Origin of the sequence: Nonomuraea sp. NPDC001831 (assembly GCF_042892035.1) — a bacterium.
In the GTDB taxonomy this organism is placed as follows: Bacteria; Actinomycetota; Actinomycetes; order Streptosporangiales; family Streptosporangiaceae; genus Nonomuraea.
In genome coordinates this window covers 22,052-35,654 of the sequence record NZ_JBIATU010000034.1, presented here as the reverse complement: position 1 = coordinate 35,654, position 13,603 = coordinate 22,052, and the positions used below count along the sequence as shown (strand labels likewise).

The 13,603-nt window shown below is 72.3% G+C and carries 13 protein-coding genes; 10 read left to right on the top strand and 3 right to left on the bottom strand.

Annotation, left to right across the window (positions count from 1 at the left end; all coding sequences use genetic code 11):
- The first annotated feature begins 106 nt into the window (after nucleotides 1–106).
- The 8 genes from ACFYYW_RS48700 (at nucleotide 107) to ACFYYW_RS48665 (ending at nucleotide 8,560) form a co-directional block, all read left to right on the top strand.
- Nucleotides 107–316: an RNA-binding S4 domain-containing protein gene (locus ACFYYW_RS48700; RefSeq protein ID WP_352322372.1), complete on the top strand. Its 210-nt coding sequence runs from the start codon at nucleotides 107–109 to the stop codon at nucleotides 314–316.
- A 103-nt stretch (nucleotides 317–419) separates the two neighbouring features.
- Entirely contained in the window at nucleotides 420–1,748 is a 1,329-nt protein-coding gene (locus ACFYYW_RS48695) for a uracil-xanthine permease family protein (protein WP_387661345.1), read from the top strand.
- A 150-nt stretch (nucleotides 1,749–1,898) separates the two neighbouring features.
- Nucleotides 1,899–3,323, top strand: a complete 1,425-nt coding sequence (locus ACFYYW_RS48690) for a uracil-xanthine permease family protein (protein WP_387661342.1) — start codon at nucleotides 1,899–1,901, stop codon at nucleotides 3,321–3,323.
- A complete protein-coding gene (locus tag ACFYYW_RS48685) occupies nucleotides 3,320–4,192 on the top strand; it encodes an FAD binding domain-containing protein (protein ID WP_387661339.1) in 873 nt (290 codons plus the stop codon). Before ACFYYW_RS48690 ends, ACFYYW_RS48685 begins: the two co-directional genes overlap by 4 nt.
- On the top strand, nucleotides 4,182–4,658 hold the full coding sequence (locus tag ACFYYW_RS48680; RefSeq protein ID WP_387661336.1) for a (2Fe-2S)-binding protein: 477 nt from the start codon (nucleotides 4,182–4,184) through the stop codon (nucleotides 4,656–4,658). The genes ACFYYW_RS48685 and ACFYYW_RS48680 overlap by 11 nt, the downstream gene beginning before the upstream one ends.
- Before the next feature lie 37 nt (nucleotides 4,659–4,695).
- Nucleotides 4,696–7,047, top strand: a complete 2,352-nt coding sequence (cutA, locus tag ACFYYW_RS48675) for an aerobic carbon-monoxide dehydrogenase large subunit (protein ID WP_387661333.1) — start codon at nucleotides 4,696–4,698, stop codon at nucleotides 7,045–7,047.
- An 8-nt stretch (nucleotides 7,048–7,055) separates the two neighbouring features.
- Nucleotides 7,056–8,069, top strand: a complete 1,014-nt coding sequence (locus tag ACFYYW_RS48670; RefSeq protein ID WP_387661330.1) for a leucine-rich repeat domain-containing protein — start codon at nucleotides 7,056–7,058, stop codon at nucleotides 8,067–8,069.
- A gap of 65 nt (nucleotides 8,070–8,134) precedes the next feature.
- Complete coding sequence (locus tag ACFYYW_RS48665; protein ID WP_352322386.1) at nucleotides 8,135–8,560, top strand: hypothetical protein; 426 nt, start codon at nucleotides 8,135–8,137, stop codon at nucleotides 8,558–8,560.
- A 6-nt stretch (nucleotides 8,561–8,566) separates the two neighbouring features.
- Here ACFYYW_RS48665 and cydB read toward each other — a convergent pair whose 3' ends face one another.
- From cydB to ACFYYW_RS48650, 3 genes are all read right to left on the bottom strand, one after another.
- Complete coding sequence (gene cydB / locus ACFYYW_RS48660; protein ID WP_352322388.1) at nucleotides 8,567–9,448, bottom strand: cytochrome d ubiquinol oxidase subunit II; 882 nt, start codon at nucleotides 9,446–9,448, stop codon at nucleotides 8,567–8,569.
- A gap of 12 nt (nucleotides 9,449–9,460) precedes the next feature.
- Nucleotides 9,461–10,804: a cytochrome ubiquinol oxidase subunit I gene (locus ACFYYW_RS48655; protein ID WP_387661327.1), complete on the bottom strand. Its 1,344-nt coding sequence runs from the start codon at nucleotides 10,802–10,804 to the stop codon at nucleotides 9,461–9,463.
- Nucleotides 10,805–10,974: 170 nt separating this feature from the next.
- Nucleotides 10,975–11,886 carry a polysaccharide deacetylase family protein gene (locus ACFYYW_RS48650; protein WP_387661324.1) on the bottom strand — a complete coding sequence of 304 codons (912 nt, stop codon included), beginning with the start codon at nucleotides 11,884–11,886 and terminating at the stop codon, nucleotides 10,975–10,977.
- Nucleotides 11,887–11,994: 108 nt separating this feature from the next.
- On the opposite strand from ACFYYW_RS48650, the gene ACFYYW_RS48645 reads away from it, so the two are divergent.
- Both ACFYYW_RS48645 and ACFYYW_RS48640 read left to right on the top strand, forming a co-directional pair.
- A complete protein-coding gene (locus ACFYYW_RS48645) occupies nucleotides 11,995–12,645 on the top strand; it encodes a carbon monoxide dehydrogenase subunit G (protein ID WP_387661321.1) in 651 nt (216 codons plus the stop codon).
- A 55-nt stretch (nucleotides 12,646–12,700) separates the two neighbouring features.
- Nucleotides 12,701–13,597, top strand: a complete 897-nt coding sequence (locus tag ACFYYW_RS48640; protein WP_352322395.1) for a hypothetical protein — start codon at nucleotides 12,701–12,703, stop codon at nucleotides 13,595–13,597.
- The last annotated feature ends 6 nt before the right edge of the window (nucleotides 13,598–13,603 follow it).

Genomic DNA, 13,603 nt, shown 5'->3' with positions numbered 1-13,603 from the left:
ATCAGAAGGGCGTCTAGGTCAGTCTTCACACACCGACCATGGACGCCCTTCGTCACGTCCGCAGCCGATCACCGAATTTCACATCAGCGATCTAGGCTTGGGGCTCGTGGATCTGGATTTCGAACTGCGTTCCGAGTACATCCCGCTGTGCGACCTGCTGAAGTACTGCGGGGTCACCGAAACCGGCGGCATGGCCAAACACCTCATCGCCGAGGGCCTGGTCCAGGTCGACGGCGAGGTCGAGCTGCGGAAGACGGCGAAGATCCGTGCCGGCCAGGTGGTGAGCGGCGACGGGTTCACGATCCACGTGCAATAACGGCCCGCCGTATCCGGATGGTCGCGACACCCCTTATTGTGCTCTCCGACATACTTCGGAAGACGTCGCCGCTGGTCAGGCGGAAGATTGAGGTGGGTTCGCGGTGTTCGGGTGGAAGCTGCACGGCGACGGGAAACATCTGACGCCGGGAGAGGTCGTCAAGCCTGACGAGCGGCTCTCCTGGCCCCGGATGGTCGGCATCGGCGCCCAGCACGTCATCGCCATGTTCGGCGCGACGTTCGTGTTCCCGCTGGTCATGGGGCTCGACGCGAACCTGGCCGTGATGATGTCCGGCGTCGCGACGATCCTGTTCCTGCTCATCGTCAAGGGCAGGATCCCCAGCTACGTCGGGTCGAGCGCGTCCTTCGTGGGAGCCGTGGTGGCGATCAGGGCGGCCGGGGGCGGCGACGCGACCGTCACCGGCGCGCTGCTGGCCGTCGGCGTCGTGCTGGCCGGCTGCGGGCTGGCCATCCACCTGCTCGGCGTGCGGATCATCCACCGCGTCTTCCCGCCGATCGTCACCGGCGGCGTGGTGATGCTGATCGGCTTCGGCATGGCCTACGTCGCGGCCGACGTCTACTGGCCCAAGGACCCGTGGGTGGCGCTGCTCACGATGGCGGCCACGTTCGTGTTCATCGGGGTCTTCAAGGGCTTCCTCGGCCGCATCGGCGTGCTGCTCGGCCTGGTCTTCGGGTTCGTGCTGTCGTGGGTCTGGGACATGGTGGGCGGCAAGATCCTGGCGCCCGACGCCACCGGCAAGGTGACCGAGCACTTCCGCGTCAACCTCCAGGGCGTCGCCGACGCCGACTGGATCGGCCTGCCCTCGCTGCACGGGCCGGTGTTCGAGGTGTCGGCGATCGTGCTGGTGCTGCCGGTCGTGATCGCGCTCATCGCCGAGAACGTCGGCCACGTCAAGGCCGTCGGCGAGATGACCGGCGCGGACGTCGACGGCTACATGGGTCGCGCCATCATGGCCGACGGCGTCGGCACCGTGGTCGCCACCTCGGTCGGCGGCCCGGCCACCACCACGTACGCCGAGAACATCGGCGTCATGGCGGCCACCAAGGTCTACTCCACGGCCGCCTACTACATCGCCGCGGTCATCGCGATCCTGTTCGGCCTGTGCCCCAAGTTCGGCGCGCTCGTGGCCGCGACCCCCGACGGCGTGCTCGGCGGCGTCACGACCATCCTGTACGGCATGATCGGCCTGCTCGGCGCCCGCATCTGGATCGAGAACAAGGTGAACCTGTCCGACCCGGTCAACCTCGTCCCGGTGGGTGCCGGCATCATCATCGCCATCGGGCCGGTCGCGTTCCCGATCACCAGCACGTTCTCCCTCAGCGGCATCGCGCTCGGCACGATCGTGCTGCTCGTCGGCTACCACCTGCTGCGCGCCACGCGCCGCGAACCGGTGCCCGAAACAGGCCGATAACCCCCTCTCTGACCGGCCGGCGACTTCCCCGTACGGAGGTTCGCTCTGGTGACCGCGGGATATTTGGCAGATCATGCCCGTGTAGCCGCATCCCAGCGGTCCTAATGTGCCCGCAGAGGCACGGTCGCCGGCCCGGAAGAGAGGGCGCAGATGGTTTTCGGATGGACCAGACACGGTGACGGCAGGCATCTGGCGCCCGGCGAGGTGGTCAGGCCCGACGAGCGGCTGAGCTGGCCGCGCATGGTCGGCTTCGGCGCCCAGCACGTGATCGCGATGTTCGGCGCCACGTTCGTGTTCCCGCTGGTGATGGGGCTCGACCCGAACGTCGCCGTGATGATGTCCGGCGTCGCGACGATCATGTTCCTGCTGATCGTGAAGGGCAAGGTGCCCAGCTACCTGGGCACCAGCGCCTCGTTCGTCGGCGGCGTGTTCGCCATCAGGGCCGCCGTCGGCACCGACCAGAGCATCGCCGACGCCCTCGTGACCGGCTCGATCCTGGTCGCCGGGCTCGTGCTGGCGCTGGCCGGGCTGGCCGTGCACGTGCTCGGCGTGCAGATCATCCACCGGGTCTTCCCGCCCGTCGTCACCGGCGCGGTCGTGATGCTCATCGGGTTCGGGCTGGCGTACGTGGTCGCGGACGTCTACTGGGGGCAGGACCAGTGGGTCGCGCTGGTCACGATGCTGGTGACGTTCGTGGTGATCGTGGCGTTCAAGGGGTTCGCCGGGCGCGTCGGGGTGCTCATCGGGCTGGTCACCGGGTTCGCGCTGTCCTGGGTGCTGGACCGGGTGGCCGGGCCGGTCACCTCCGTGCTGCCCGGCCAGAACCTGCGCGACGCGGCCGGCGCCGCCTGCCCGGCCGAGGGCACGTACTGCGTGGCCACGGCCTTCCCGCACGACCGGGTCAGCTTCGACGCCGTCGCCAAAGCCGACTGGTTCGGGCTGCCGGACTTCCACGCCCCCGACTTCCGGTTCTCCGCCGTGCTGCTCGTGCTGCCCGCGGTGATCGCGCTCATCGCCGAGAACGTCGGCCACGTCAAGGCCGTGGGCGAGATGACCGGCACCGACGTCGATCCCTACATCGGCCGGGCGATCATCGCCGACGGCGCCGCCACGGTCGTCACCAGCGCCGTCGGCGGCTCGCCCACCACCACCTACGCCGAGAACATCGGCGTCATGGCGGCCACCAAGGTCTACTCCACGGCCGCCTACTACATCGCCGGCCTGATCGCGATCCTGTTCGGCCTGTGCCCGAAGTTCGGGGCGCTGGTCGCCGCCACGCCGGGCGGCGTGCTCGGCGGCGTCACCGTCATCCTGTACGGCATGATCGGACTACTCGGCGCCAAGATCTGGATCGAGAACCGGGTGGATTTCGCCGACCCGGTGAACATGGTCCCGATCGGCGCGGGCATCATCCTGGCGATCGGACCGGTGACGCACATGATCGGCGGAGACTTCTCCCTGGAGGGCATCGCGCTCGGCACCGTCGTGGTGGTGGGCGGCTACCACCTGCTGCGCGTCATAGCCGGGCGCTCGCCGGGACCGGCCCCGAAACCGGCTGCGGGCGAGGCCGGGTGAAGCCGCCGCCGTTCACCCACCACGCCCCCCGCGACCTCGGCGCGGCGCTGCGGACGCTCGCCGAGGTGGACGGCAAGGTGCTGGCCGGCGGCCAGAGCCTGATCCCCATGCTGAACATGCGGCTGGCCGCGCCCGAGCACATCGTCGACATCAACCGCCTGACCGCCCTGGACACCGTCGAGGCGGGCGGCGACGGCGTGCGGGTGGGCGCGCTGGCCCGGCACTCGCGGGTGGCCCGGTCCGGCGCGCACCCGCTGCTGACGAAGGCGCTGCGGCTGGTCGCCCACCCCGTGATCCGCAACCGGGGCACGGTCGTCGGGAGCCTGGTGCACGCCGATCCCGCGGCCGAGCTGCCGGCGGTGCTGGCCGTCCTGGGCGGCTCGGTGCGGGTGGCCCGCTGGACCCCGGCCGGCGTCGCCGAGCGGGACGTGCCGGCGCGCGAGTTCTTCGTCGGGCCCATGGAGTCCGTCGTCCGGCCGGACGAGCTGGCCGTGTCGGCCTACTTCCCGGCGCTCGGCGGGCGCGCCGGGACGGCGTTCGAGGAGGTGTCCCGGCGGCACGGCGACTACGCCCTGGCCGGCGTCTGCGCCGTGGTCACGTTCGACGACGACCTGCGCGTCGCCGCGGCCAGGGTCGCCTGCGTCGGCGTGGGCCCGGTGCCCGTCCTGATGGACGTGACCGGCGAGTGCGGCCACCGGCCGGCCGCGAGCGTCGACTGGCCGGCCGTCGCGCGGGCCGTGCGGGAGGGGACCGACCCCGAAGGGGACATCCACGCCACCGCCGCCTACCGCCGGCACCTGGTGGGCGTGCTGGCCGAACGGGCGCTGCGCGAGGCGGCACGGGAGGGGACGGCGACCGGTGGAACATGAGATCACGCTGACCGTGAACGGCACGGCCCGGCGGGTCAGCGTCCCCGGACGCCGCCTGCTGTCCGACTGCCTGCGCCAGGACCTCGGCCTGACCGGCACGCACGTCGGCTGCGAGCACGGCGTCTGCGGCTGCTGCACGGTGCTGCTCGACGGCGAGCCGGTCCGGTCGTGCCTGACCTTCGCGGTCACCGTGGACGGGCACGAGATCACCACCGTCGAGGGCCTGGCCGGCCCGGACGGGCTCTCCCCGGTGCAGCGGGCCTTCGCCGAGTGCCACGGCCTGCAGTGCGGCTTCTGCACCCCGGGCTTCCTGTGCACGGTGACCGCCCTGCTGGCCGACAACCCGGCCCCCACGCACGAGGAGGTGCTCGAAGGCGTGTCCGGCAACCTGTGCCGGTGCACCGGCTACCAGAACATCGTCAAGGCCGTCCACCGCGCCGCCGAGCTGCTGGCGGAGGAGTCGTGAGCGCCGGGCGGGCCGGCGGGCCGCGGCAGGAGGAACCGTGACGACCAGGATGTTCGGCGAGCCGGTGCAGCGGCGGGAGGACCCGCGGCTGCTCACCGGCCAGGGCCGCTTCCTCGACGACCTGGGCCGCGACGCGCTCGCCGCCGCGTTCGTCCGCTCACCCCACGCCCACGCCCGCGTCGGCGACATCGACGTGTCCGCCGCGCTCGACGTGCCCGGCCTGGTCGCGATCTACACCTGGGAGGACCTGCCCGAGCGGGTGGGCCGGCCGCTGCCGCTGCTGATCCCGCACCCGGCGCTCACCCACGGGCGCACGGCGTACCCGCTGGCCAGGGAGGTCGTCCGGCACGTCGGCGAGCCCGTGGTCATGGTCGTGGCCGCCGACCGGTACGCCGCCGAGGACGCCTGCGCGCTCATCGAGGTCGCCTACGAGCCGCTCAAGCCGGTCGTCGGCCTGGCCGAGGCGGTGCAGGGCGCCCAGCTCGTGCACGAGGACGTGCCGGGGAACGTGGGGGCGCACCTGGTGCAGGAGGTGCGGGGGGCCGACGGCAGGGGCGCGCGCGAGGCCGTCGAGGGCGCGCCGCACACGCTGGCCTTCCGGCTCGACATCGAGCGCAGCGCCAGCATGCCGCTGGAGGGCCGCGGCGTGCACGCCCGCTGGGACGGCCGCGACCTGCGCGTCCACTCCAGCACCCAGACCTCCACCAGCGTGCGCATGGCCGTCGCCGCCGCGCTCGGGCTGCCGCTGCCGCAGGTCGAGGTGATCGCCCCGGACGTCGGCGGCGGCTTCGGCGTCAAGATCGTGCACCCGTGGCCGGAGGAGATCCTGGTGCCGTGGGCCGCGATGACGCTCGGCCGCGAGATCAAGTGGACCGAGGACCGCAGGGAGCACTTCATCTCCTCCGCGCACGAACGCGCCCAGATCCACCACGTACGCGTCGGCTTCGACGACGACGGCCGCGTCCTGGGCCTGGACGTGACGATCCTGCACGACCACGGCGCCTACACGCCGTACGGGATCATCGTGCCCATCGTCACCTCCACGCAGTTGCTGGGGCCGTACAAGCCGGGGGCCTACCGGGTCGAGTTCACCGCGGTCTACACCAACACCGTGCAGGTCACGCCGTACCGGGGGGCCGGTCGGCCGCAGGGCGTGTTCTGCATGGAGCGGACCATGGACAAGATCGCCCGCTACCTGGGCAAGGACCGCACGCAGGTGCGCGCGGCCAACTTCATCCGGCCCGAGGAGTTCCCCTACGACCAGGGGATGACGTTCCAGGACGGCCGCCCGCTCATCTACGACAGCGGGAACTACCCGGAGATGCTCCGCATGATCAAGGAGCTGATCGGCTGGGACACCTTCGAGCGGCGTCCGGGCCGGGGGATCGGCATCGGCTGCTACGTCGAGGGCACGGGCGTCGGCCCGTACGAGGGCGGGCACGTGCAGATCACCTCCGACGGCCGGGTGCACGTCTCGACCGGCCTGACCTCCCAGGGGCAGGGGCACGAGACCGCCTTCGCCCAGATCGCCGCCGCCGAGCTGGGCGTGCCCATCGACCGCGTCAGCGTGGTCACCGGCGACACCCGCAGGTTCGGGTACGCGGTGGGCACCTTCGCCTCCCGCGCCGCCGTCGTCAGCGGCAACGCCATCGCCCTGGCCTGCCGGAAGGTCAAGGAGAAGGCGCTGCGCATCGCGGCCGACGCCCTGGAGGCCGACCCGGCCGACCTGGCGATCGACGACGGCCTGGTGCACGTCGTGGGCGCGCCGACCGCCGCGATCCCGCTCTCGACGGTGGCGGTGCTGGCCAACCCGCTGCGGTACGCCTTCGACGAGGAGACGGCCAGGGCGACCCAGTTCTCCGGCGCGGCCGACCCGGCCCGCCCGCCGGTGGCCGAGGGCGACGAACCGGGGCTGGAGGGGCGCGAGTTCTACTCGCCGATCCGGTCCACGTTCGCCTCCGGCATGCACGCGGCGATCGTCGAGACCGACCCGGACACCGCCGAGATCAGGGTCGTCAGGTACGCCGTCGTGCACGACTGCGGCCGGCTGATCAACCCGATGATCGTGGAGGGCCAGATCCACGGGGGAGTGGCCCAGGGCATCGGCGGCGCCCTGTACGAGCGCATGGAGTACGACGTCCACGGCCAGCTCGTCAACGCCTCGTTCATGGACTTCCTCATGCCGTACGCCACCGAGATCCCGCCGATCGAGACCGCCCACCTGGAGACGCCCTCGCCGCTCAACCCGCTCGGCATCAAGGGCGCGGGCGAGGCCGGCGTGATCCCGGTGTCGGCGGTCATCGCCTCGGCGATCGAGGACGCCGAGGGCATCGAGATCGACCGCATGCCCATCTCGCCGTCGGACCTGTTCGGGCTGCGTATGCGATGATCGGCGCCATGCTCGCTCCCGGCGCCGGCCTGACCCGCTTCCCCGACCTGCCCGACGACGTGCGCACGATCGACCTGGCCTGGAACGAGATCACGCACGTGCCCGCCCGGGTGGCCGGCCTGGCCACGCTGGAGGAGCTGCGGCTCGACGGCAACCGGCTGCGCGAGCTGCCCGGCCTGTCCGGCCTGACCGCGCTGCGCGCCCTGCACCTCGACGGCAACGAGCTGAGCGAGGTCCCCGACTGCCCGCCCGGCCTGGAGACCCTCTTCCTCTACGGCAACCGGATCGAGCGCCTGCCCGGCGGCCTCGCACCGCGCCTGCGCCACCTCGCGCTCGGCGGCAACCGGCTGACGTCCGTGCCCGCCGGGCTGTGGAAGCTGACCGCGCTGGAATCACTCAACCTCGCCGAGAACGCCCTCACCGAGATCCCCGCCGACATCGGCGGCCTGACCCGGCTGCGCATGCTCGACCTCGGCCACAACCGGCTCGCCTCGATCCCGCCCGAGATCGGCGACCTGCCGCTCACCGACTACCTCTACCTGAGCGACAACGGCTTCACCGACGTCCCGGCCGCGCTCGGCCGGCTCGACCGGCTGGCCTACCTCAACCTCACCGACAACCGGCTGACCAGGCTCCCGGACGCGCTCGGGTCGATGGCGTCGCTGGTGGAGCTGCGCCTGTACAACAACCGGCTGGAGGCGCTGCCCGAGACCGTCGGCGGGCTCGGCCGGCTGCGCGAGCTGCACCTGCAGGGCAACCGGCTGACCCGGCTGCCCGCCGCCCTCGCGGCGCTGACCGAGCTGCGCGTGCTCGACCTGCGCGACAACCACCTGAGCGAGCTGCCCGCGCTGCCGTCCGGCCTCACCCATCTCGACCTGCGCAACAACCGGCTGCGCGAGCTGCCCGCCGCGGTCGCCGAGCTGACCGGCCTGCGCAAGCTCGACCTGCGCTGGAACAAGCTCTACGACGACCCGCCGGTGCTCGATCTGCTGCGCGCCCGGGGCTGCGTCGTCCTGCGCTGAAGCGGCCCTCAAGCGGCCCCGAAACGGTGCTGAACCGGCGCGGGCGGCGGTGCGTATCTCCGCACATGACGACACTTCCACGTCTGGCCGTCCTCGCGCTGCTGGCCGGGCTGGCCGCCGCCTGCTCCGCCGGCGGCGGCTCCGGCGGCCCGGCGGCGGCCGGCCAGAACGCCGCGCGGGCGGCGGCGCCCCAGACGGTCGAGCAACTCGCCGCCAGGGTCGGCTGCAAGCCGCGCATGCAGGTCGACGCCGCCGAGATCCGTACGGGCTACTGCCGGACCGCCGACGGCCAGTTCTTCGTCACGACGTTCGCCAGCCAGTCCGGCAAGGACGCCTGGATGGACGCCGCCCCCGAGTACAACCCGCACCTGGTCGGCAACCTGTGGACCGTGCTGTCCAGCCGCAAGGTGCTGGAGCTGCTGAAGGAGCGGCTCGGCGGCGACCTCCACCTGAAGGACCACCGCACGAACCAGATGCGCACGGTCGGCTGAGACGCCCTACGCCGCCGCGAGCATGACCCGCTTGCGGAACACCCAGTACGTCCAGCCCTGGTAGACCAGCACGAACGGCAGCGTGATCAGCCCGATCCAGCTCAGCATCGTCAGCGTGTACGGCCCCGAGGCGGCCGCCGCCAGGGTCAGCCCGGGCAGCGGCGCGAGGCGCAGCTCCATGAAGACCGCCAGCGTGGCCAGCACGATGCCCGCGGCGGTCGCGCCGAACGCCCAGCCCTCCCTGCGCCGCCAGATCAGCGCCGCCGCGGCGGCCAGCGCGGCCATGGCGGCCAGCGCGGGCAGCGAGCCCAGGTTGGACAGGGCCAGCACGGCCACCGGGATGGCCACCGCCGCCGCGGCCATGGCGGCGGTCCTGGCCCGGCGGCGCACCGGGCCGGTGGTGCGCAGCGCGAGGAAGACCGCGCCGTGCAGCACGCAGAGCGTCAGCGTGAACGCGCCGCCGAGCAGGGCCGCCGGGCCGCTGTCGAACAGCACGTCGGCGAAGATCGCGCCCCACAGGAACGCCGGGAGGCCGCTGCCGACCAGGATGCCGAGGTCGCACCAGATCGGGTTGGCGACCTTACCGCGCCATTCCAGCCCGACGCCGCGCACGATCAGGCCGACCAGGATGAGCGTGACGGGCAGGTAGAACGCGCTGAACAGGCCGGAGTACCAGGCGGGGAAGGCGGCGAACATGGCGCCGACCGCCGTGATCAGCCACACCTCGTTGCCGTCCCAGACGGGGCCGATGGTCTGCAGGCTCTGGCGCTGCTCGGCGGCGTTCCTGCTCAGCAGCGGCGCCAGCAGGCCGACGCCGAAGTCGAAGCCTTCCAGGACGAAGTACCCGGTCCAGAGGAAGGCGATGATGACGAACCACAGGTTGATCATGGTCTGGTCCCTCTAGTACATCAGCGACGGTTCGAGCGGCTGCGCCTCGGGAGCGGGCTGCCGCTCCTCGACGCCCTTGCGCACGTGCCTGGCCAGCAGGACGACCTCGGCCACGGCCAGGCCGCCGTACAGGAGTGTGAAGACGGTCAGCGAGATGGCGACCTCGGCCAGGGTCACGCCGGGCGAGACGCTTGAGGCGGTCAGCAGCTCGCCGGCGACCGTCCAGGGCTGCCGGCCGATCTCGCTCAGCAGCCAGCCCGCGATCACCGCCGCGAACGGCAGCGGCAGCGCGAGCAGCAGCGCCCGCGCCAGCCAGGACGGCACCTCGCGCCTGCGCCGGGTCAGCCAGAGGCCGAGCAGCGCGAGCCCCGCGGTGGCCATGCCGAACACGATCATCACGCGGAACGACCAGAACACGATCGTCGGGTCGGGCCGGTAGTCGCCGGGGCCGAACTGCTGCTCGAAGCGTTTCTGCAGGTCCTCGGTGCCCTGGACGGTGGCGCCGAAGTCGTTGGTGGCCAGGAAGCTGAGCACCTTGGGGATCTCGATGCCGGGCGCCAGGGAGAAGGCCGCGGCCGCGGTGTCGCGCTCCAGGCCCTCGGCCGCGGCCAGCTTCATGGGCTGCTGCTCGTACATGAGCTTGGCCGACATGTCGCCGGTGCCCGCGACGACCGCCCCCGCGATCGCCGTCATGACCAGCGCGCCACGGGCGGCGCTGCGCCACATCGGCGCGCGCGTCCGCAGCAGCCAGTAGCCGCTCACCGCCAGCACGAACCCGCCCGCCACGATGAACGCGGCCCCGATGACGTGCGGCACCTGCGCGACCGCCGTGGAGTTGGTCAGCACGGCCCACAGGTCGGTCATCCTGGCCTTGCCGTCCACGACCTCGTAGCCGACCGGGTGCTTCATCCAGGCGTTGGCCGCGAGGATGAAGTAGGCCGACAGGTTGGAGCCGATGGCGGCGGCCCAGATGCTGGCCAGGTGCGCCCTCTTGGGCAGCCGGTCCCAGCCGAAGATCCACAGGCCGAGGAACGTGGACTCCATGAAGAACGCCAGCAGCGCCTCCATGGCCAGCGGCGCGCCGAAGACGTCACCGACGAACGTGGAGTACTCACTCCAGTTCATGCCGAACTGGAATTCCTGCACGATGCCGGTCACCACCCCCATGGCGAAGTTGATCAGGAACAGCTTCCCGAAGAACTTCGTGAGCTTGAGGTAGTGCTCCTTGCCCGTGCGGTGCCAGGCCGTCTGCAGGCCCGCGACGAAGACGCCCAGACCGATGGTCAGGGGCACGAACAAGAAGTGGTACACGGTGGTGACCCCGAACTGCCACCGTGCCAGGTCAAGCGCGTCCATCAATCCCCACCCGCTCATAGCTCTACAAGCTGTAGTACTTCTACCTGTAGTAGTACTACAGGCCGTAGAGCAACGCGATGCGACGTTGGTCACATCCCCCGGTTCTGCCTACTTTTCGAGGATCCCGTACGGGTACGTCCCGGCGCGTCACCCGCCGGGCGGATTGCGCACTACCCCGCCCGGCGGACCCCGCCTGAGGCGTCGAGGTAGGCCTGCAGATTGCCCAGCTCGAAGCCGCGCCGCTTGATCTTGTCGATCAGCACCCGGAAGTCGGCCGCCAGGTTCGGCCGGAAGTGCAGCAGCAGGATGTCGCCCGGACGCAGGCGTTTGTCGGGCACCTGATAGGCGATCTTGCCGCCCGGCTGGACGGTGGCCGTCCACAGCAGCACGGCCTTCACCCCGCACCGCCGGGCGGCCCGCAGCGTGTCGGTGTTGTAGCTGCCGAACGGCGGCCGGAACAACGCCGGCCGGGTCCCGATCTCCTTGCCGACCACCTGCGCCGCGCCGCAGATCTCGCGGCGCTGCCCGTCGAGGGGCAGGCGGCGCAGGTCGGGATGGGTCAGGGTGTGGTTCTCGACGGGCACGTGGACGTCGCGGAGCTGCCGGAAGTAGCCCCACTTGCCGGCGCCCACGTAGCGGCCGGGGCCGCCCGCCGGGTCGGGGCTGCCCTTGGCCTCGACCGCGTCGCGCATGGCGAAGGCGGTGATGGGCACGCGCCGGTCGCGTACCAGCTTGACGAAGCCGGGGTCCTGCTCCCAGCCGTCGTCGATGGTCAGGAAGACGACCTTGCGCCTGGTGGGGATCGAGCTGATCACCGGGGGCAGGCCGTTCTCCCCCTTGATCGGGCCCACCTCGCCGGCCCGCGGCAGCGCACCCGGCGGGCCCTGCGGCGTGGGCCGGGACGTGGTCCCTCCGGTCGCGGACGGCTTCGCCGACGGCCCGGTCACGACCCCGCCGGTGCCGCCGTCGGTGCCGCCGGTGGCACACCCGGCGGCCAGCGCCACCAGCACCCCGGCGAGCACGGCCGGCCCCAGCCCGCCACGCCCGGCCCCGCCCCTGACCGTTCCACGCCCCCAGCACATGGAGCACCATCTTGCCAGCCCTGATCCGCACGACGATCCGCACGACGCGTCGCCCGACTGGCAGGTCTTGCCCTTAACCAGCCGGTCGCCGGTGCCTAGAGTGGCCGCATGAAGGTGGCGGGCAGCGCCGTGATCGGCGTACAGCGAGATCGAGTGTGGGCCGCGCTCCAGGACCCGGCGGTGCTCGTGCGCACCATCCCGGGCTGCGAGCGCCTGGAGGAGACCGGGCCGGACACCTACAGGATGACGGTCAACGCGGGCGTGGCGTCCATCAAGGGCGTCTACCAGGGGGAGGTCGCGCTGGCCGAGCCGCGCGCGCCCGAGAGCTTCACGCTGCGGGCGCGCGGCCAGGGCGCGCCGGGCACGGTCGAGGCCACCGTCCTGGTACGGCTGAGCGAGATCGACGGCGGCACCCGGGTGGACTACGACGCCGACGCGGTGATCGGCGGGATGATCGGCGGCGTCGGTCAGCGCATGCTCGGCTCGGTCGCCAAACGCACGGCGGGCGAGTTCTTCTCCGCCGTCGAGGGCCACCTCAGCGCCCCGCCCCCGCCCCCGGCTCCGGCTACCCCGGCCGCCCCGGAGGCCACCCAGGCCGCCCAGGCCGTCCCGGCGGTCTACGAACGGCCGCCCGCGCGGCACGCCGAGACCCGCCCGTGGGCGCTGCTGGCCGCCTTCGGCATGGGCGCGGCCGCCGCGCTCGCCGGCGTCGCCGTGGGCCGGCTGCTCGGCCGCGACACGAGTGGCCGGCGCGGCTGAGGGACGCGCCACGACGACTCTCGCGGAAAAGGATCTCCAGGCGTAGCGTGGCGGTATGCGGCAGGCACACGCTGAAGACGCACGGAACGAAGCCAGGCGCATCGTACGCGACCTGCTGGGGGAGGAGCGCCCCACCGCCGAGTCCCTGGTCGCCGAGGTGCGGCCGGTGTTCGGCGACCAGCGGACCGACCGCGTGCTCGGGCTCGCGCTCGGCGCGTCGCTCACCCGCCGATCGGCCGAACTGGCCGCCATCGCCGCGCTCCTCGTCGGCACCCGCGAGCTGGGCGCCGGCTGGTGGACGCGGCCCAGAGGCGGCAAGCTGCCGCCGCCCGACGACGTGCTGCGCACGGCCCTCGCGATCGAGCCGTGGACCGACCTGACCGCGCTGGAGATGCTGGCCGCCTGGATCGCCGACGACGCCGCCGACCAGATCTGGGGCCGGCCCGTCGCCGAGGTCGACCTCAACTCCTGGCAGGCCGAGGACCGCTTCGAGCTGCCGCCGGGGGTCGGGCCGGGCCAGCGGCTGGTGGTGCACTTCGACGCGGGCGGCCGGCTCGACGCGGTCGTCGCCCGCCGTCCCGACGACGCGCTGGGGTCCAACCTCGACTTCCAGTCGCTGCGTTACTCCAGGCCCGCCGAGGCTCAGTGGAGCTGGGGAGTGGCCGCCGGGCTCGGGCCCCACCGGCTGCCCGGCGAGAAGCCCGACCCGTACGCCCGCGAGATCCCGGCCGCCGCCGCGGGCGTGCTGCGGGCCTGGGCCGTCCGCCACGGCGTCACCCGCGAGGAGCTGGGCGAGCGCTGGGGCACGGTCGGCGACGTGGTGGCCGCCATCGAGCGGGTCGACTGGATGTGGCGCAGCGGCGAGTGGTTCGGCTGGTGGCGCGGCGCGTCCGCCCTGGTGGACGACTCGGCCTACCTGCCCTACCGGCTGGAGGAGCTGGCCGCCGGCTGACCCGCG

Coding starts and splice junctions, on each gene's coding strand:
- ACFYYW_RS48690 (WP_387661342.1), top strand. CDS start 1,899: ATGGTTTTCGGATGGACCAGACACGGTGACGGCAGGCATCTGGCGCCC.
- ACFYYW_RS48670 (WP_387661330.1), top strand. CDS start 7,056: ATGCTCGCTCCCGGCGCCGGCCTGACCCGCTTCCCCGACCTGCCCGAC.
- ACFYYW_RS48665 (WP_352322386.1), top strand. CDS start 8,135: ATGACGACACTTCCACGTCTGGCCGTCCTCGCGCTGCTGGCCGGGCTG.
- cydB (WP_352322388.1), bottom strand. CDS start 9,448: ATGATCAACCTGTGGTTCGTCATCATCGCCTTCCTCTGGACCGGGTAC.
- ACFYYW_RS48655 (WP_387661327.1), bottom strand. CDS start 10,804: ATGGACGCGCTTGACCTGGCACGGTGGCAGTTCGGGGTCACCACCGTG.
- ACFYYW_RS48650 (WP_387661324.1), bottom strand. CDS start 11,886: ATGTGCTGGGGGCGTGGAACGGTCAGGGGCGGGGCCGGGCGTGGCGGG.
- ACFYYW_RS48645 (WP_387661321.1), top strand. CDS start 11,995: ATGAAGGTGGCGGGCAGCGCCGTGATCGGCGTACAGCGAGATCGAGTG.
- ACFYYW_RS48640 (WP_352322395.1), top strand. CDS start 12,701: ATGCGGCAGGCACACGCTGAAGACGCACGGAACGAAGCCAGGCGCATC.